The organism is Ensifer sp. Root127, from assembly GCF_001425225.1.
GTDB classification, from domain to species: domain Bacteria; phylum Pseudomonadota; class Alphaproteobacteria; order Rhizobiales; family Rhizobiaceae; genus Ensifer; species Ensifer canadensis.
On the sequence record NZ_LMDX01000054.1, the window covers coordinates 35,468 to 53,169 of the forward strand.

A 17,702-nucleotide genomic window follows, 5' to 3' on the forward strand; every position below is an offset into this window, starting at 1 on the left:
TTTCCAGCGTTCCGCAGACAGCGCTCCGCCCCAATTCCGGCAACTATCGGATGCCTCAGACACCAGCTAAACACCGTCCTCATACGTTCGCATGACCCATTCGGGTCAAGGCAGGCTGTACTGCAGGCATCGACCTGAAGGCCGGTTCCAGCCTCAGCGCCTCGATTTTCGCAAGGGCCGAATTTAGCCGACGCCAATAGACTCCAAGGCAAGAGCGCATGGAAATGACTGCGCTCCCGGTAGTGTCGATCGTATCCATCCGAGCAGGGCCGCAGGATTTTGGGCGCCGCGCGTGGTAACGTCGGTGCATGGAGATCGATGAGGACAGGATCGACGATGCAGTTTTGGCGCTGTTGTGGCTGACGCTGCATAACGAGCGTTGCGCTTGGAAGGGTTTCGACTGGGCAACGACGGATCGGCTTCACAAGAAGGGCATGATCGGCGACCCAGTCAACAAGTCGAAGTCATTGATCCTGACCGATGAAGGCTTGGAGCGTTCGGAAGCGTTGTTCCGGGAGCTGTTTACGCGGCCGCCGCAATAGCGGTCCCTTTATGCGACTTCCATTGCCAAGGCAGCAGTTCGTGCAGGCGGGAGACGGGAAGATCGGCGATGCGGGCGAACACATCGGCGAGCCACGCCTTTGCGTCGACGTCGTTGAGACGGCAGGTCGTGATGACGGAGAGCATGATGGCGGCTCGATCGGCCCCACGCCGGGAACCGGCGAAGGTCCAGTTGCGACGCCCGAGTGCAATTCCTCTCAGAGCGCGCTCGGCCGCATTGTTCGTGAGACAGATCCGGCCATCTTCCAGGAAACGGGCAAAACCATCCCATCGCTTCAGCATGTAATCGATCGGCTCGATCACCTCGGACGATTTGCTGAGCGTGGCGCGCTCCCGTTTCAACCACTCGTGCATGTCGTCGAACAGCGGCTTGCTCTTCTCCTGCCGCGCGGCCAACCGTTCTGCGGCGCTCAATCCATTGATCTCGCGTTCGATCTCAAACAGCGCATCGTACCGTTGGACGGCCTCCAGGGCGATCGGCGAGATCGGCTTGCCTTTGCGTTTGCGGTCGCGGGCACTTTTCTGGATATCGGCCAGTTCAAAGAATTTGCGCCGCGCGTGCGCATGGCAAAAGGCGAAGGTGATCGGTACCGCTTTCTTTTCGGCGACACTGAGCGGCTCGAAGCCATTGTAACAATCACTCTGCAGAATGCCGCCATACCCGGCCAGGTGCTTCTGCGGGTGCTCGCCGCGGCGGTCGCTCGACGCATAGTATATGGCCGCCGGCGCTGCGGCGCCGCCGTAGGGCCGGTCATCGCACACGTACGTCCATATTCGCCCGGTCGTGCATTTGTCTTTGGCCTGGATGGGAATGGTGGTGTCATCGCCAAAAAGGCGCTCGGCCGCGAAGACATGCGCCTCGATCAGTTCAAAGATCGGCAGGAGCGCGGCCGTTCCATACCCGACCTGGTCGGCCAGCGTCGAGGTCGAAAGCTCGATGCCCTCGCATTTGAACCGGGTGCTCTGGCGGTTGAGAGGGCTATGCATTCCATCGACAGGATCGTCGCCAGCAGATAAGGACCGATGAAGCCGCGCGGTGTCGCATGGAACGGCGCCGGCGGCTGGCTGATCGCCTCGCAGTCACGGCAGGTAAACTTCTCCCGCACCGTCTCGATCACCTTGAACCGGCGCGGAACCTCCTCGAGCGTCTCAGTGACGTCCTCGCCCAGTTTCGACAGGCGCGACCCGCCGCAGCATGCACAGGTGACAGGGGGATCGATCACCACACGCTCACGCTCGATATCCTCCGGCCACGGCTTTCGGACCGGCCGTTTGCGCGTGAACGAACGTACGCTCGAGGTCTTGGCGGCAGCCGCCTGCGCTGCGGCTTCATCCTCCGCCGCCGCCATCACCAGTTCTTCGAGCTGCAATTCCATCTGGTCGATCAGGCGCGCCGTGCGCTCGGATCGCCGGCCGCGCAGTTCGCGCTTCAGCTTTTCGATCGCCAGTTCCAGACTGGCAATCAAGGCCTCACTGTCCGACAGCATGGCCTGCGCATTGGCGGCTTGCGCCACCGCAATGTCCCGCTCGGCGACGACGGTATCGCGCTCGGCAATAACGACATCACGTTCAACCTGTAACATCTCGCGCTCGGAAAGCAGCGCCAGATAGGCGCTCGCAAGGTCCGCAGGAAGATCCACAGGCTTCGAGGTCATGAAGCCATTCGATCAGATTCACTCAATATTTTCAATGCAATAATGCTATCCGACCCGTGTCGGACGCCAGGTTTCCTGCGGATTGCGCCAGTCGATCCCGGACAACAAATAAGACAATTGCGCCGGTGAGATCGCTACCGCGCCGCCCTCCATATTCGGCCAGATAAACCGACCCTTCTCCAGCCGCCGGGTAAAAAGGCAGGCGCCCAGACCATCATGCCAGATGATCTTCAAAATATCCGATCTGCGACCCCTGAAGACGAAAAGATGCCCTGACAACGGATCATGCTTCAGAACCTCCTGCACCCGAAGCGCCAGAGAGGGAAAGCCACAGCGCATGTCCGTATACCCCGTCGAAAGCCAGACCTTGACCCCTGTTCCCATCGGAAACGGATTCACCGCAGCGCCTCCAGCCCGCGTATGATCCGAAGCAGCGCTTCAACGTCGACATCGCGGTCCACGATCACACGGCGACCATTCGCGCTGACAACCTCCATAAGCCCACTTTGTGCCGTCGAAGAATTGGTCGGCGCAACAACCGGCATGCCTGGCTCCGGGACCAACAGTGCAGGAATAAACCCTTCACTCCCCCGGCCATTGCCGAGCCGTCCCTCGCGAGCTGCTTTACGCCAATCGTTCAACTGAAAGCGTGTGATCCCATGGCGACGTGCTGTTGCCGTGATCTGACGCGGGGCGGAATAACTCTCCGCCACGATCGCAAGTTTGGCCTCGTTGCTGAAACGGCGACGCCGCCCGCTATCGACAATCTCCATACGGCTAACTTGCGGCCGCTTCTCTATCGTTAAATCCACGGTTCTCACACTGTCTATATTGACGTCCATATAGACAGAACATCCAGTTCGCCTCACTTCTCAACAAGGCGGCCCTCCTCGGATGCGTACTGTCGATCCTGATTGCCAGGGAGCGTTCCACGAGAAACCCGAAACCATGTAACGGCGATCGAGAGCATTCTCACCTTCGTTGATCACCCGTTGGTTGTTCTCCGACGGACGGCGGTGGTTGACGACGCATGGCCAGAAATCGAACGTGTTTTGTTTGGCGAGAGACATGATTGCTCTCGGCGCACGTTAGAAACCGTCTGCCTTCGCCCAACCAATTGTTTCCATTGAGGAAAAATTGCGGGTGATCACGGGCTCGAACCGTGGACCCGCTGATTAAGAGTAATTGACTTTAAGCTCAAAACGCCACTTCCAATGTGCTTAGAAAAAGGCACGAGAAACGCCGGAACATATCGCGAATTGGCAACCGTATCAGGCCTATATTTAGATCGTTCTTTGAGATCGTACAACCCGACCAAAGGGCGATCAACACCACGGTTCACGACGCCCAGACCACTCACGAGCCAACCCCTCGGTCACCAGAAGCGAGCCGATTGATTCTCCGTTTCGGTAAACGGTGCGCAGCTTCCGTCCGAACCTATCTTCGTCACGCATGCCTCGCTTGAGGCCGAACGGCCCCATGTTCAGCAATGCGGCCAGCCGATGCTTCGCCCGTTCACCTAGGGCACGTTCCGAGGCACACTTCGGTTCACTAATTTCCGGAGCGTCGATATCCGAGACACGAATCTTCTCGCCGTGGAGCCAAAACGTATCGCCATCAACGACGCACGTGTTTCGAGTGCCTGAGCCGCAGATGCTGAAGTTCGGCCATCACATCATCAGAGCGGGGCGAGCTCACCCATCCGTATGCAACCCCGGCCCCGACTGCGATCGTAGAAGCCAGAACCACGAGATAGGAGAACGTTCGACTGTTGCGCTGTGGCTGCTGCCGTCGTTTTGGGATTCGTTTAAATGGGAGGATATCGGCCAATTTCATCTCTCAGCGTCGCCGATGCAAATTGTCTGCGCGAGAGGTTAAATTGCAATGTATGGCTTAGCACCCTTGCCCCCCAGGAGAGAGGGCTAATTTCGTGAAGCCCTTGTAGCGCAGGCGGTTGCGGCCTGTCCACCTACCCACTTCGGGAATTACTTCGGGACTCTGTGACTCGTTTTTGCTTTCACCCGAGATCAGGCCGACTCGCATTGCACAATGCAGGATCATGCATGCGGCCGGCGGAGAGCACAACCTAGGACTTAAGTCCGATCCATGCAGACAAAGGTCGTAGTTGCATTGCCGAATCTAATTGGTCCTGCCATTGCTGGTTGAGCGCCAACCGCACCATTGGCGCTAGTGATCCCAGAGCGACGCCCCAGCCCCAAGCAACGCAGCGCTCTGGGATCACCTCGCCCGAGGCACCCTACCCCGAAATCTCGTAGAGGATCCGCCGTGAGACCGTGATCGCCCTCCGCAAGTGCATTTCGCGCTCGATGAATGCCAACACCAAGATGTTAGAGTTTAGCGCCGCAAAGCGGGGCGTAGAGATGGACACCATGCTCCGCGTTAAATACTCGTTAACCAAATTTGTGGTTGAGTTAGCGTATTGACTCGCCCATGAAGGGCACAATCACTAGTTGACGGTTTTCAAATGTCCAGCATTCATACGAACGCGGCAGCGATCTCTGCTGTCCAGATTTTAAAACATAACGCCACGACGCTCGCAGCCACGCACAACGAAGTGAGTTCAGGTCTCCGCATCCAATCGGCAGCAGATAACGCGGCCTACTGGTCCATTTCCACGACGATGAAATCGGATGCAAAATCAACCTCGGCGGCTCTGGACGCATTGGGGTTGGCTTCCGCGCAGCTGGATGTTGCCTACACTGGCCTAACAGCCGCCATCGAAGTTGTCGATGCGTTCAAAACGAAGATTGTTGCCGCCCAGGAGCCTGGTGTCGATCGCACCAAAATCCAAAAGGAACTCGACCAGTTGAAGCAACAGGCGATCAGCATTGCCACATCTGCTTCGTTCAGCGGCACTAACTGGTTGAATACGGATATTGCGGACTTACTGTTCGCCTCGTCGGTAATGGTGGACATCCCTTCGTCCGTGTCCCGGTCAGGGAACCAGTTCAACGTCAACTACCTGCACCTGGATGTGGCAGATATCAGCTTGTTCAATGCAGATGGCGGCGGGATACTGCAGACGGACGAAAGAGGGATCGGTGACATCGCCGGCCTACGCACCAGGGACGGCCTTTATAGCGGCGTGATCAACCGCGAATCGTATGCATTCGACGGTCCCATTACCTTGGATCCAGGGCACACAATCACCTTCGATGTCACACTCGACGCCGGCCCGTACTCCCCAGGCGTGACACACAGTATAGTCATCGACAGAGCCCTGATCGATTCACGGCTTGGAACGACAGACGGTATGATCGGAAGTCCGATCGCGATGGCCAACGTGCTGAGCCAAGGGCTGATAAACGCTGGCCTAACTGGCATTGCAGCCGCTTGGCAGGACTCGTCCGGCCGGTTCGCGCTGTCGTCGTTGGAAGCAACCGGACAAGCCGGCTCGAGCATCAACGTCAGCAATCTCTTCTCAAATTTGCCGGGCGGAGCTGCTGGCGGCCTGGAGAATCCACCCGTCTCGGACGTTGATAACACATATGCCTTTATGGGTTTCACAGGCAGCCCATTCCGCCTTCATAGAGAAGTCACTTTCTCTTTTGAACTTGAGGTGCGCGGCATCGCGCCCGTGACCATTACCGTGGACCGGGAGATGGTTGACCTAGCTCTGGGCACCGCCGATGGAATCGTGAATCCCGGCGCTGATATGGCCAAGATCTTGCAGATCGCTCTGGCTGGCACCGGGATCAACGTGACAGCGAATGGCACCACGGACCTGGTGATCGACCCGGACGTCCACAACGACGCCGGTCAACGATCTTGGTTCCGAATCACCAACGTGCGCGACACTGTTGGAGATGTGCCGAATTTTGATCTCCTGTCCGTCGACATTACGTCACCCACTGCAGATATGGGCAACTACCTGCGTGGCGTCGAAGGGATGCTAAAAAAGCTCACAAATGGCGCCGCCACTGTGGGCGCCTATCAAACGCGGGTAAGAATTCAGGAAGAGTTTGCTCGCGTTCTTGAAGCGACTATCACGAAGGGCGTCGGACGGCTCATTGACGCCGATATGAATGAGGCATCGGCCCGGCTCAAGGCTGCGCAATCCCAAGAACAACTGGCGATTCAGTCCCTGCAAATCGCGAATTCAAACGCGGCGAATGTGCTCTCATTGTTCCGCTAGCCTGATTCATCCGGAGGCGGGCCACCTCAATTGGCCGAAATCAATGACTTGCCGAAAAGCTGGACATTCGACTGTCCAGCTTTTTAAAAACGTGTCGAGCCGCCCTACCTATCATCCACCAATGGCCGCCAAGAACTCGCGGCGGCGGGCTTCTGAAGCTTACAACTTATCTAAAGGTGATCTCCGCAACGCTCGCGAAAGCGTGAGCGCCTAGGATCTTCGGAATTTCAGTTGAGGCGAACCATGATGCCAGAGGACATTGCCCAAGCAGCGTGGAGCATTTCCGCTCGTCACCTCGCTCGCGGTCAACGCGACCCAATACAGATGGTGGCGGAGGCTATTCTCATCGAGAGACTTCGCTGCCTAGAAATTGTAAACGCGGCCTACGGAGAGCAATCCGATGGCGCACGAAAGATAAGAGATCCCGCATCATAGAGTTGCCAAAGATCGACATTTCATTCACAAGGACGCGCCCTCAGGGGCAGCGGGCGTGATAGCTTGAACCATCCTGCTATCAGGCGGAGAGTTTCCCCAAGATCCTTTCACTGTCACTGGTGTGGCGTCTGCCCAGCCGCGTACACCAGTCGTCCGCTTAGTGCTTGACCTTTCCTCTTTGTTAAAGGACATCGCCGATCATCACCGCAACGGTACGAAACCGTTGGAGCGGGCAGATGGGCTATGATTGGGATGGCGCGCGCTGGCGCCGGATGAAGGTGGTCAGATGCGGGACCGCCGTGGCGTTGGCGGGTCTACTGGTCGCGGTCGCGACGCAGGTCGTGACTAGGGCACTCTGAGATGCAAAAAGGGCCCTTCTCCTACGAATAGGTAAGAGGCCCCGTCTGAGCGTTCGAATTCACAGACGCACGCAATCTAATCGTCGACATTTTTTTTTCAATGCCTCGTGTAGCTTAGCCAGTAGCGCGCGAGTTCCGGATCAAGTTCAAGATGCTCCTGCCACGCGGCCTCTTGCACCTGCCCCGATCTATAAGCCTGGATAAGTAAACGCTGGTCTTCGTTGAGCTGGGGCTCTTCAGCATGGTGCAAATGGAACAACCCAAGTACAGCCTCGCCGATATCTCGCATATGGATAGACATTTCGAAACCTCGCTTTCGCCGTTATTGGGGAACGCATGGGCGCCGATGAAGTTTCATCCACTCGATGGGGTCACTCGAACGCAACGACCGGCCACTGCTGCAACTCCGCACGCCGGGGTGGAGATCCGACAAAAAATCTTCATAAAAGGACTCTAGAAACCCCTCAATTTTAACGATAAGACGCATTCATTCATCTAAGGATTGAGTTATGGCCCTTTTCAAGAAAGCCAAGAAACGGAATCCCGATCCGCTCTTCGCGCTCCAACTTTTCAACGAGATCGACTACATCAGATTTCATGAGGACGTCTTTGCCGCGATCAAGTCCAGGGGAATCCCCTCCGGTTTTGAGCACTATCGGGTTCACGGAATCTTTGAAGGCAGGTTTCCCGGCTTTGACGGCTTCTCCGCCGACGAATACCTAAAGCTGAATCCCGACGTGGCCGAAAACCTATCCGGCGACCGGAAGAAAGAGGAAGCCAGGCACCATTTCAGCAACTTCGGTTTTAGAGAGGGCCGCCGTTGGCGCGCCGACCAGCCGTAAAGGCTGATCAGCTCCAAGCGCGATTTCGGTGAGCTAGCGTCACTCCGGAACTGCGCACCAGTCGGTGAAGCCAACCATTTCGCGGCCATAGTCGAGTTGCCAATTCTTGTCGGCACCTCGGTACGCAGGAGCAATTAGGAGTTTGCCGTCGTCGTTCCGTGCAGCCACAATGGCGACGCTCACGTCGTCGGGTAATTCATTGCTTGGCGGAATTGTCTGCCACGACCTGGCGTCTGGGATTCCACACCATTGAGTATAACCGATCATTTGGCGGCCGTCGTGCTACCGTCGGCTGTTCATCCTGCTTCGGCGGGATGGAGAGCCGTCCGGCGTCAATCGCATCTACCGGCTCTATCGCGAGGAAGGGCTTTCCGTTCGCAAGCGAAAAGCCCGGCGGCGTGCCGTCGGCACGCGTGCACCGATCCTGGTCGAGGCGAAAGCCAATGCCCGCTGGTCGCTGGATTTCGTCCACGACCAGTTCGCCTGCGGCAGACGATTCCGGGTCCTCAATGTCGTTGATGACGTGACGCGCGAATGCCTGGCAGCGATACCGGACACGTCGATCTCCGGCCGTCGTGTTGCTCGCGAGCTGACGACGCTGGTCGAACGGCGAGGCAAGCCCGGAATGATCGTCTCCGACAATGGCACCGAACTCACTTCGAATGCCATCCTTGCCTGGTCGAAGGATCACAAGGTCGAGTGGCACTACATCGCGCCGGGAAGACCGATGCAGACTGGCTATGTCGAGAGTTTCAACGGACGTATGCGCGACGAGTTGCTCAACGAGAGCCTGTTCTTCGGTCTCGAACATGCCCGAAGCGCCATTGCTGAATGGGCGGATGATTACAATAATTTCCGGCCGCACTCATCGCTCGGATACCAGACCCCGGCAGACTATGCCGGGATCATCGCCGCAACCGGCTCCAACGCTGCGCGAGATGAAAGCTTCGCGTTTCCGCCGGTTGCTGACACCGCGCCATTTGGCGTATTCAACAGGCCGAAAAACTCTACCCTCCGCTGGTCCAGAAACTTGGGGCGGTTCAAAAGCCGCCGAGGCTCTAATCGCAGCCGGATGAAAGTTCAGTGGCAGGTCATCTCCGGTAAGCGGATCGATTAGGCTCTGATTACGCAACAGTTTGAATCAGAACCCATCTGATTTGCAAAGCCCAAATGATACAATCAGTCAGGGAAACGCTCTATTGGTGATCTAGCAGGGTCCTCGTGTTTCAGCTTCTGATTGAAGCAACCAGCGTAACACATTGTTTCATTGAGGAAATTCGGCGGGTGATCACGGGATCGAACGGTGGACCCGCTGATTAAGAGAACGTGGCCAATAAAAAATCAGGCATTCCGTCCAGTTGTGGCGATTTCTTCGACCAGATAATCGATTGCCTGGAGCGGCTCCAACATCGCCCATGTCTTTGGATGACGATAGACGGGGTAGAGGCCAAACGCTGCGAAAGTAAGCTGATCGAGGGTCGGTCGCGCAATTGACCGTCTCGCATGGGCCAGTTGGGCACGATCTTCCACGTGGTCTTCTGTCAGTCCCCAGCCCGCATAAAATGGGGTCGCATAACAACGAACGGGAAGGCCACGCAGAAGCGCGTCGAAGCCCATTTGGCTAGAGACGGTCCAGACCTCATCGACGACGGCGAGAATGGCCGCGGCAGATACCTTGTCAGCCATCAGCGTTACGCCTGGCAACTTCGATGCCCGTTCGGTCATATAGCCCTTGCGATGACCGGCAATAACGTCCGGATGCGTTCGAACGACAATCTGCGCACCGCTTGCAAGCGCATCATCCAACATGCGGTCAAAGGAGGAAGGCGAGCCTAACGCCTTTTCTACGGAAACATCCCCAAACACCTGATCGACCAGCAGGATCCTGCGCCGCGTCGACGGGTCGAGACGAGGCTCGCTGTGAGGGAGGCTATTGTATTTCGACAGCTTGTGCGCCACCAGGGCTTGGCGGATCGGGGCACCAACATCATGCGTTAAGCCGCCAGCCGCATCGCGGATCAGCAATTCCAATCGAGAGATGCGACCGGCATCGACCGGCAGTGCTTTATCATCGACGATAATCGAGATCGGGACACTTCCATCCTTACCGAGACCGACGGAGCGCAGGAAGCCATCCTCGAGATGCCAATGCGGAAGCTTGCGCAATCGCGCAATTCGCATTGCTGTCTTTGCTGGCAGCCGCCCGCCCCAGGAAACGATACCATCGAGCCTGGGGGCAAGCGTCGAGCGAAGCGGTGAATCGCCGAAATAGTGACCCAACCAAGGGAACGCCTTGTGCACGAAATATGTCGCCCCGAGCCTTGCCCCCCATTTCGGGTGCCAGGGTCGGACTTGCGTCGCGGTTGGTGCGGGATTGTCGAGCACGTCCATATTCTCACTCTGCCGGCCATCACGGCGCGCTCCGCCAGAAATCACCTTGCAAAGGCAAATGCAAACCGAACTTGCGATACGTCGGGCGGTTGAAGACAGCTTTCTCGATCCAGGCCAACCGAGCAAGAGCTCGATTGCAGTAGCACGCGGACGGTAGATCTGCACTGAGGCCACCTGGAATCTGATTGGATTCCATCATCTGGAAAAGACAATCTTGCAACAATGCAAGTGCTTTGACCGGACACGCGTCAACTACCTCCTAGCCATTGGTGATTTGCACGGGTAGCTATAAATGGAATGAACGTTCCATTTATAGCTACCGACAAACCACACCTGGAGGAGACATTCCCATGACCACCCTACCCTTCGCGCTTAATCACATGACAACGCCCGGCCTGCCGCTCGACGCTTTCTTTGCACTTGCGCGTTCGCTCGGCATGACTGCCGTCGAAATCCGCAACGACCTGACCGGCAATGCCATCCTGGATGGCACACCCGCAAAAGACGTTGCGGCACTGGCAGCATTACATGGGTTGACCATTATCTCGATCAACGCTCTGCAGCGTTTCAACGAATGGAACGACACACGGACCGCGGAGGCCGCGCACCTGATTTCCTATGCCAGGGACTGCGGAGCAAAGGCGCTCGTTCTTGTTCCTGTTAATGACGGCAGCGGTCAGGCCGACGGTGAACGGCAGGCCAATCTTAAGGAAGCTCTTTCGGCACTGAAACCGATGCTCGATGCGGCCGGCATCATCGGCCTTGTCGAGCCGCTCGGCTTCGAGATCTGCTCGCTTCGCTCTAAAACGGAAGCGGTTGACGGTATAAAAGCGGTCGGCGGCGAGACTACGTTCCGCGTCGTGCACGACACCTTCCATCACCATCTCGCTGGCGAGCCGGCAATCTATCCCGAGATGACCGGCCTCGTTCATATTTCGGGGGTCACTGACAGCGGCATGGCGATCGCCGATCTGCGCGATTCGCATCGCGTTCTGGTCGACGGGAACGACACCCTCGACAATGTCGGGCAGATCCGCCGCCTGAAGGCTGCAGGTTATTCCGGCCCCTTCTCGTTCGAACCTTTTGCCGATGAAGTCCATGGCGTCGCCGATCCGGCAGCCGCCCTCAAGACCAGCATGACTTACATCGAAGCCAATACCTGACCGGCAAAGCCGACAGAGCATTGCAAAACGAAGCGAGGCGTCGAAAGACACCCTTGACGGCGCCCGCATAAAATGGAATACATATTCCGTAATTGCAAATCACTGGTTCTTTTATTCCGTTTTGATTGGAGCGCAGCGGGAGTACCGCTTCCAATCAGAGATGGGCGCGACCCGATGTGGTCAGCGTTTCCGGCTGGAGAAGGTGTGGCCGGGCACCAAATGTGGAGGAGAAAGACAATGAAGAAATTCCTGCTGGGTACAGCCATGGCGGTGATGATGTCGACGGCGGCCCATGCCGAAACCATCGGCGTTTCCATGGCGCAGTTCGACGACAACTTCCTGACGGTCCTGCGCAATGGCATGTCCGACTACGCCAAGACGCTCGACGGCGTCGACCTGCAGATCGAAGACGCACAGAACGACGTTTCGAAGCAGCAGAGCCAGATCCAGAACTTCATCGCAGCCGGCGTCAGCGCCATCATCGTCAACCCTGTTGATACCGACGCAACGGCCGCGATGTCGAAGATCGCCGCTGACGCGGGCATTCCGCTCGTCTACGTCAACCGCGAGCCTGTCAACGTCGACACCCTGCCGGAAAAGCAGGCCTTCGTCGCTTCCAACGAACAGGAATCCGGCACGCTGCAGACCCAGGAAATCTGCAAGATGCTCGGCGGCAAGGGCAAGGCCGTCGTCATGATGGGGGAGCTTTCCAACCAGGCTGCCCGCATGCGTACAAAGGACATCCATGACGTGCTCGCGACCGAAGCCTGCAAGGGCATCGAGATCGTCGAGGAGCAGACCGCCAACTGGTCGCGCACACAAGGGTCGGACCTGCTCACCAACTGGCTTTCTGCCGGCCTTGAGTTTGACGCCGTGATTTCCAACAACGACGAAATGGCGATCGGCGCGATCCAGGCGCTGAAGGCTGCTGGCCGTCCGATGGACAGCGTCGTCATCGGCGGCATCGACGCGACACAGGATGCGCTTGCAGCCCTGGCCGCAGGTGACCTCGACGTGACAGTGTTCCAGAACGCCGCCGGCCAGGGCAAGGGCTCTGTCGATGCAGCCCTCAAACTCGCCAAGGGCGAGCCGGTCGAGAAGAAGGTCTACATCCCCTTCGAACTTGTCACGAAGGAAAACATGGCCAGCTATCAGGCGAAGAACTGATACTTGCATTGGGAGCGCGGGCTATCTCGCGCTCCCAACCAAAACAGTCCCGCGGCAGGTGCGCTGATCCTGTAGATTGGCGCCTGCGAGGAGAATGGCTGGTTGACCCACCAGCTGCGAGGACTTTTCCGCGAAAGCCGGAATTGACGGGGAGGCAATGACAATGACGCTCAGTCCGACAACGATGGCCGCCGTGCGCGCCAGCGGCGCCGTACCCAACGCCGAATACCTTCTCAACGTTGAAGGCATTCGCAAGGAATTTCCGGGTGTCGTCGCGCTCGATGACGTGTCCTTCCGCCTGAGGCGCGGCACCGTCCATGCGCTGATGGGTGAGAACGGCGCCGGCAAATCGACGTTGATGAAGATCCTTGCCGGGATCTATACGCCCGATAAGGGTGAGGTGCGGTTGAAGGGCGCCGACATCAGGCTGAAGTCGCCGCTGGATGCGCTCGAAAACGGTATCGCCATGATCCATCAGGAACTGAACCTGATGCCGTTCATGACCGTCGCCGAAAACATCTGGATCCGGCGCGAACCGAAAAACCGCTTCGGCTTTGTCGATCATGGCGAGATGCGGCGCATTACCGCCCGGCTGTTCGATCGCCTGAAGATCAAGCTCGACCCTGAAATCGAGGTCCGACACCTCTCGGTTGCCAACCGCCAGATGGTCGAGATCGCCAAGGCGGTCTCCTACGAATCCGACGTGCTGATCATGGATGAGCCTACCTCGGCTTTGACGGAGCGCGAGGTCGCGCACCTGTTCGAGATCATCCGCGATCTGCGTTCACAGGGCATCGGCATCGTCTACATCACCCACAAGATGAACGAGCTCTTTGAGATTGCCGACGAGTTCTCGGTCTTCCGTGACGGCAAATATATCGGCACGCATGCTTCAAGCGAAGTCACCCGCGATGACATCATTCGCATGATGGTCGGTCGCGAAATCACCCAGATGTTCCCGAAGGAAGAGGTGCCGATCGGCGACGTCATGCTTTCGGTCAATAATCTGACGCTTGACGGCGTGTTCCGCGACGTTTCTTTCGACGTGCGTGCCGGCGAAATCCTGGGGATCGCCGGACTGGTCGGCTCCGGCCGCTCGAATGTCGCCGAGACGCTCTTTGGCGTAACGCCTGCGAGTTCCGGCACCATCGCCATCGACGGCAAGACCGTTTCGATCGATAGCCCCAACACCGCCATCCGCAACCGCATGGCGTTCCTGACGGAAGACCGCAAGGACACTGGCTGTCTGCTGATCCTTGACGTGCTTGAAAACATGCAGATCGCCGTTCTCCAGGACCGTTTCGTCAAGGCCGGCTTTGTCGCGGAAAAGGACATCACCGCGGCTTGCGAGGAGATGAGCCGCAAGCTTCGGGTCAAGACGCCCAATCTGCAGGAGCGGATCGAGAACCTGTCCGGTGGCAATCAGCAAAAGGTGCTGATCGGCCGTTGGCTGCTGACCAACCCGCGCATCCTGATCCTCGACGAGCCGACGCGCGGCATCGACGTCGGGGCCAAGGCAGAGATCCATCGCCTCGTCACCGAACTCGCCCGCAACGGCGTTGCCGTCATCATGATTTCTTCGGAAATGCCGGAGGTGCTGGGCATGAGCGATCGCATCATGGTCATGCATGAAGGGCGCGTCACAGGCATCCTCGACCGAGCCGAAGCAACCCAGATCAAGGTCATGGAACTCGCCGCCAGCTGAGCGCGAACCGAACGGACCACAGGGAGGAACGAACAATGGAAACCAATGTCGCAGCACAAGGCACCGGCTCGGCCCTTCCGGGTGCGAAGCGTCGGATGCCGCCCGAATTCAGCATCTTCCTGGTGCTGATCGGCATCGCGCTTGTCTACGAAATCCTTGGCTGGATCTTCGTCGGGCAGAGCTTCCTCATGAACCCGCAGCGCCTGACGATCATGATCCTGCAGGTTGCCGTTATCGGCATCATCGCCGTCGGCGTGACCCAGGTGATCATCACCGGCGGCATTGATCTGTCCTCCGGCTCCGTTGTCGGCATGACCGCGATGTTCTCGGCAAGTGTCGCGCAGGCCTCCACCTGGCCGCGTGCGCTTTATCCGTCGCTGACAGACCTGCCGGCCATCGTGCCGATCGGGCTCGGCATCGGCGTCGGCCTGCTTGCTGGTGTCATCAACGGTCAGTTGATCGCCAGAACGAAGATCCCGCCCTTCATCGCCACGCTCGGCATGATGGTCTCGGCACGCGGGATCTCCAAGTGGTACACGAAGGGTCAGCCGGTTTCGGGCCTCACCGAGCAGTTCAATTTCATCGGCACCGGCATCTGGCCCGTCATCGTCTTCCTGGTCGTTGCGATCATCTTCCACATTGCCCTTCGCTACACCCGCTACGGCAAGTTCACCTACGCGATCGGCGCCAATGTTCAGGCAGCCCGCGTCTCGGGTATCAATGTCGAGGCGCATCTGATCAAGGTCTATGCCATTGCCGGCATGCTGGCAGGCCTTGCTGGCGTCGTCACCGCAGCCCGCGCTCAGACGGCGCAGGCCGGCATGGGAGTGATGTACGAACTCGACGCGATCGCCGCGACCGTCATCGGCGGTACATCGCTGACCGGTGGCGTCGGACGCATCACCGGTACCGTGATCGGCACCATCATTCTCGGCGTCATGACCTCCGGCTTCACCTTCCTCAGGGTCGACGCTTACTATCAGGAAATCGTCAAGGGCCTGATCATCGTCGCCGCCGTCGTCATCGACGTCTATCGACAGAAGAACCGCAAGAAAGCCTGATCCTCCAAAGAAGACCTGTTCTCCCAGTGAGCCAACTGGCCGGGGTGATGAAAATCATCCCGGCTTCTTTTATTCAAGCAGCTGAGCGCAAACTGTGCGCCGGACCGGGACACCGGCAATCGCTCGTTTGGCGCTTTCCCTCGTCGACGGCCTTGATTGCCGCGGCATCCATCACGATCAGCGGTATGCGAACGAACTCGCCGTCGCGGGCGGCCTCGTCACAGATCTGGCCGACGGCCAGTCCTTCCAGTTGGCGGCGCTGACCGCTTCGTCAAGGTGAATGTTCGTCACCGGCTTGCGGGCATAGGAGCCAAGGCCGTCGCATGCGAAAACCTGGTCTGCGGACCGATAGACCTTCACGACCGGCATATCGGGTTTGCCGACCTCATGGCCGGCGTAGTCCTGGATGCCAGTGCGAGCAGTGCGGACCTCGGCGACAAGGTAGCCGTCGGCGGTCCGTCGCATGCCCGCGATCGGTTCTGTGTCTGTGAATTTCATGACTAGTGCCTCAAAAGAAAAGCCACCTGCGGCGATGGCGGTTCGACACACCGTCAACGAAAGCAGCGAGATCAGACCATGGTCCGATACAAAAATTTCAGCGCTGGGCTAGGTTTTGGACCCGTACAACAGTCGTGGAGTTTTGTAGTGACAAAGGTTCTGGTTGCCGCGATGGCGCTGGTAATGGTTGGCTTCTGGGGTTCTGTCGGCGTTCTGATTTACTCGCTGCTTGCGTCTTAATGAGTAGCGGGATCGCCGTCCCTCCCCTATAGTTCCTCCCGGCAATGGAGGTTGCCTACGGAGGATTGCATGAGCGACACCACGTTTGGGTTTCTGTTGGCGGCCGAGTTGTCGGCCTTACTCTGGGCGGCACTTTTTATGGTGATATTCTCGGCCTCTTGATGAGCCGCTCGGGTTCATCGCTCCTGACTTGACTGTGCGGCTGCTGCGGCCGCATGCTCGTCTTCGGAGGGCTCCTGCTCGCTCAGCTTGCCATATTCCTCGATCGCCGCATCGAGCCCAGGCAACGATCCATCCTCGACGAGCGCGTTGACCAGAGCGTCGGACACAGCTTCGCGGGGAATAATTTCCTGACCCGGCGAAGTACCCACCAACTGGCGCGCAGCGTCGGCTTTCGTTTTGAACGACGTCGGCCTTTTCCTTCTCAGACATTCCCCAGAGGGGCGCCCACTCATAGTAGATGTCGGCGTCGCGTGAGCCGGTACCGCTGCGGATGATACACTCGTCGAGCTGCATCATGGCCGGGGTCATCTCGACTTCCTGCATGGCCTGCAGGCGATCGTAATAGTTGCACAGGTCGCTTTCGCCGGTGGCGTTCATGCCAGCCGGTGGCTGGCCGAGAAGCCGGGTCGCCGGGATGTCGGCTGCGCCCGAAACGATCTGCAGGAACGCCATGAGGACTTCCGGTAGAGTGGCAAAACTGGCCGTCTTCTGCTCGAACTCCTCTTCCTTGTCGAGCAACAGGTCGCCGTTGATGCCCTTGGCCGTGGCGGCGAGCGTGTAGCGCTCAAGGATCTTCGCGCGGTACTCGGCGTTGCCAATGTTCTGCATGAAATCCGGCAGCTGGATGATGTTGACCTTAGCTTCGAACACCAAGCTGGCGATGTTCGCCGCGGTACCATCGGCCTGCTTGATGGCCTCGACGACAGACAAGAGCACGCTGTCGCCCAGGCATAATTCAGGTTCCACGCCAAGGAGCGAGGAGTATGCTGGCAACGGGCGGTGTCCGGGCCGCTGAACGCATCTAAGCATCGGCCAGACAAATCGTTCTTGCCAACCAGCAAGCAACCTCTCGGCGTTTTCGAAGGGCTGCCTCCAAGGAGGTGCACAATGACATTCGCCACATCAACCGTACCCCTGATGACACTTGCAGCAATCTCAGTCGGCGTAGTTCGGACCGACGCTCACCAGACGATGACGGGCTGGACCTATCCTCCGGCGTGCTGCAAGGCTCATGAGGTAGGTGGAGATTGTGAAGCCATTCCCGCTCCGGACATAATGCGAGGAGCTCGTGGTTTTTCTGTCTTCTTGCATGCGGGCGACCACCACCTCGCGACAAGGCCACACATGTTCTTCATCCCGTATGGCGATGAGATTCCCTCGGGCGATGGGCGATATCATATCTGCCTGCATCCGACGGAAGACAACGTGAACTGCTTCTTTGCCCCGCCTGACAGCAGCTAACGGAA

13 protein-coding genes and 4 pseudogenes are annotated in these 17,702 nt (G+C 58.1%); 9 read left to right on the plus strand and 8 right to left on the minus strand.

Translation table 11 applies throughout. From position 1 onward, the window contains the following. Window positions 1-308 precede the first annotated feature (308 nt). A complete protein-coding gene (locus ASD03_RS35335; protein WP_057218751.1) occupies window positions 309-542 on the plus strand; it encodes a DUF6429 family protein in 234 nt (77 codons plus the stop codon). Here ASD03_RS35335 and ASD03_RS35340 read toward each other — a convergent pair. The 4 genes and pseudogenes from ASD03_RS35340 to ASD03_RS38560 all read right to left on the minus strand — a co-directional run bounded on the left by ASD03_RS35340 (window position 523) and on the right by ASD03_RS38560 (window position 3,871). Beyond that, window positions 523-2,216: pseudogene (locus ASD03_RS35340) on the minus strand (IS66 family transposase). The gene ASD03_RS35335 and the pseudogene ASD03_RS35340 sit on opposite strands and share 20 nt — an antisense overlap. Before the next feature lie 45 nt (window positions 2,217-2,261). Then, a complete protein-coding gene (tnpB, locus tag ASD03_RS35345) occupies window positions 2,262-2,600 on the minus strand; it encodes an IS66 family insertion sequence element accessory protein TnpB (RefSeq protein ID WP_080579326.1) in 339 nt (112 codons plus the stop codon). Between the two features lie 11 nt (window positions 2,601-2,611). After that, window positions 2,612-3,058, minus strand: coding sequence for a transposase (locus tag ASD03_RS35350; RefSeq protein ID WP_082557495.1), 447 nt, complete (start codon window positions 3,056-3,058; stop codon window positions 2,612-2,614). 483 nt (window positions 3,059-3,541) lie between these two features. Continuing rightward, entirely contained in the window at window positions 3,542-3,871 is a 330-nt protein-coding gene (locus tag ASD03_RS38560) for a thermonuclease family protein (protein ID WP_082557496.1), read from the minus strand. Window positions 3,872-4,701: 830 nt separating this feature from the next. On the opposite strand from ASD03_RS38560, the gene ASD03_RS35355 reads away from it, so the two are divergent. Beyond that, on the plus strand, window positions 4,702-6,372 hold the full coding sequence (locus ASD03_RS35355; protein WP_057218753.1) for a flagellin: 1,671 nt from the start codon (window positions 4,702-4,704) through the stop codon (window positions 6,370-6,372). 891 nt (window positions 6,373-7,263) lie between these two features. Here the strand turns inward: ASD03_RS35355 and ASD03_RS35360 are convergent. Further along, on the minus strand, window positions 7,264-7,467 hold the full coding sequence (locus ASD03_RS35360) for a hypothetical protein (RefSeq protein WP_057218755.1): 204 nt from the start codon (window positions 7,465-7,467) through the stop codon (window positions 7,264-7,266). Between the two features lie 208 nt (window positions 7,468-7,675). Here ASD03_RS35360 and ASD03_RS35365 point away from each other — a divergent pair, with 208 nt between their 5' ends. Together ASD03_RS35365 and ASD03_RS35375 are read left to right on the plus strand one after the other, a co-directional pair. Then, entirely contained in the window at window positions 7,676-8,008 is a 333-nt protein-coding gene (locus ASD03_RS35365; protein WP_057218757.1) for a hypothetical protein, read from the plus strand. Between the two features lie 283 nt (window positions 8,009-8,291). After that, window positions 8,292-8,909 (plus strand): annotated as a pseudogene (locus ASD03_RS35375) (IS3 family transposase); the annotation flags it as partial. A gap of 440 nt (window positions 8,910-9,349) precedes the next feature. On the opposite strand, the gene ASD03_RS35380 reads toward ASD03_RS35375, so the two are convergent. Beyond that, window positions 9,350-10,399: a capsular biosynthesis protein gene (locus ASD03_RS35380; RefSeq protein WP_057218761.1), complete on the minus strand. Its 1,050-nt coding sequence runs from the start codon at window positions 10,397-10,399 to the stop codon at window positions 9,350-9,352. A gap of 350 nt (window positions 10,400-10,749) precedes the next feature. Here ASD03_RS35380 and ASD03_RS35385 point away from each other — a divergent pair, with 350 nt between their 5' ends. From ASD03_RS35385 to ASD03_RS35400, 4 genes are all read left to right on the plus strand, one after another. Further along, the gene (locus ASD03_RS35385; RefSeq protein WP_057218763.1) at window positions 10,750-11,562 is read left to right on the plus strand and encodes a TIM barrel protein; all 813 of its coding nucleotides are present in this window, start codon (window positions 10,750-10,752) and stop codon (window positions 11,560-11,562) included. A gap of 237 nt (window positions 11,563-11,799) precedes the next feature. Then, window positions 11,800-12,729: a sugar ABC transporter substrate-binding protein gene (locus ASD03_RS35390; protein WP_057218765.1), complete on the plus strand. Its 930-nt coding sequence runs from the start codon at window positions 11,800-11,802 to the stop codon at window positions 12,727-12,729. Window positions 12,730-12,892: 163 nt separating this feature from the next. Further along, the gene (locus ASD03_RS35395; protein ID WP_057218766.1) at window positions 12,893-14,434 is read left to right on the plus strand and encodes a sugar ABC transporter ATP-binding protein; all 1,542 of its coding nucleotides are present in this window, start codon (window positions 12,893-12,895) and stop codon (window positions 14,432-14,434) included. A gap of 35 nt (window positions 14,435-14,469) precedes the next feature. Further along, on the plus strand, window positions 14,470-15,495 hold the full coding sequence (locus ASD03_RS35400) for an ABC transporter permease (RefSeq protein WP_057204556.1): 1,026 nt from the start codon (window positions 14,470-14,472) through the stop codon (window positions 15,493-15,495). 121 nt (window positions 15,496-15,616) lie between these two features. Here ASD03_RS35400 and ASD03_RS35405 read toward each other — a convergent pair. Beyond that, window positions 15,617-15,993: pseudogene (locus ASD03_RS35405) on the minus strand (DUF2213 domain-containing protein); the annotation flags it as partial. Between the two features lie 416 nt (window positions 15,994-16,409). Then, a pseudogene (locus tag ASD03_RS35410) lies at window positions 16,410-17,181 on the minus strand (phage portal protein); the annotation flags it as partial. 162 nt (window positions 17,182-17,343) lie between these two features. Here ASD03_RS35410 and ASD03_RS35415 point away from each other — a divergent pair. Beyond that, window positions 17,344-17,697 carry a hypothetical protein gene (locus ASD03_RS35415; protein WP_057218776.1) on the plus strand — a complete coding sequence of 118 codons (354 nt, stop codon included), beginning with the start codon at window positions 17,344-17,346 and terminating at the stop codon, window positions 17,695-17,697. Window positions 17,698-17,702 lie beyond the last annotated feature (5 nt).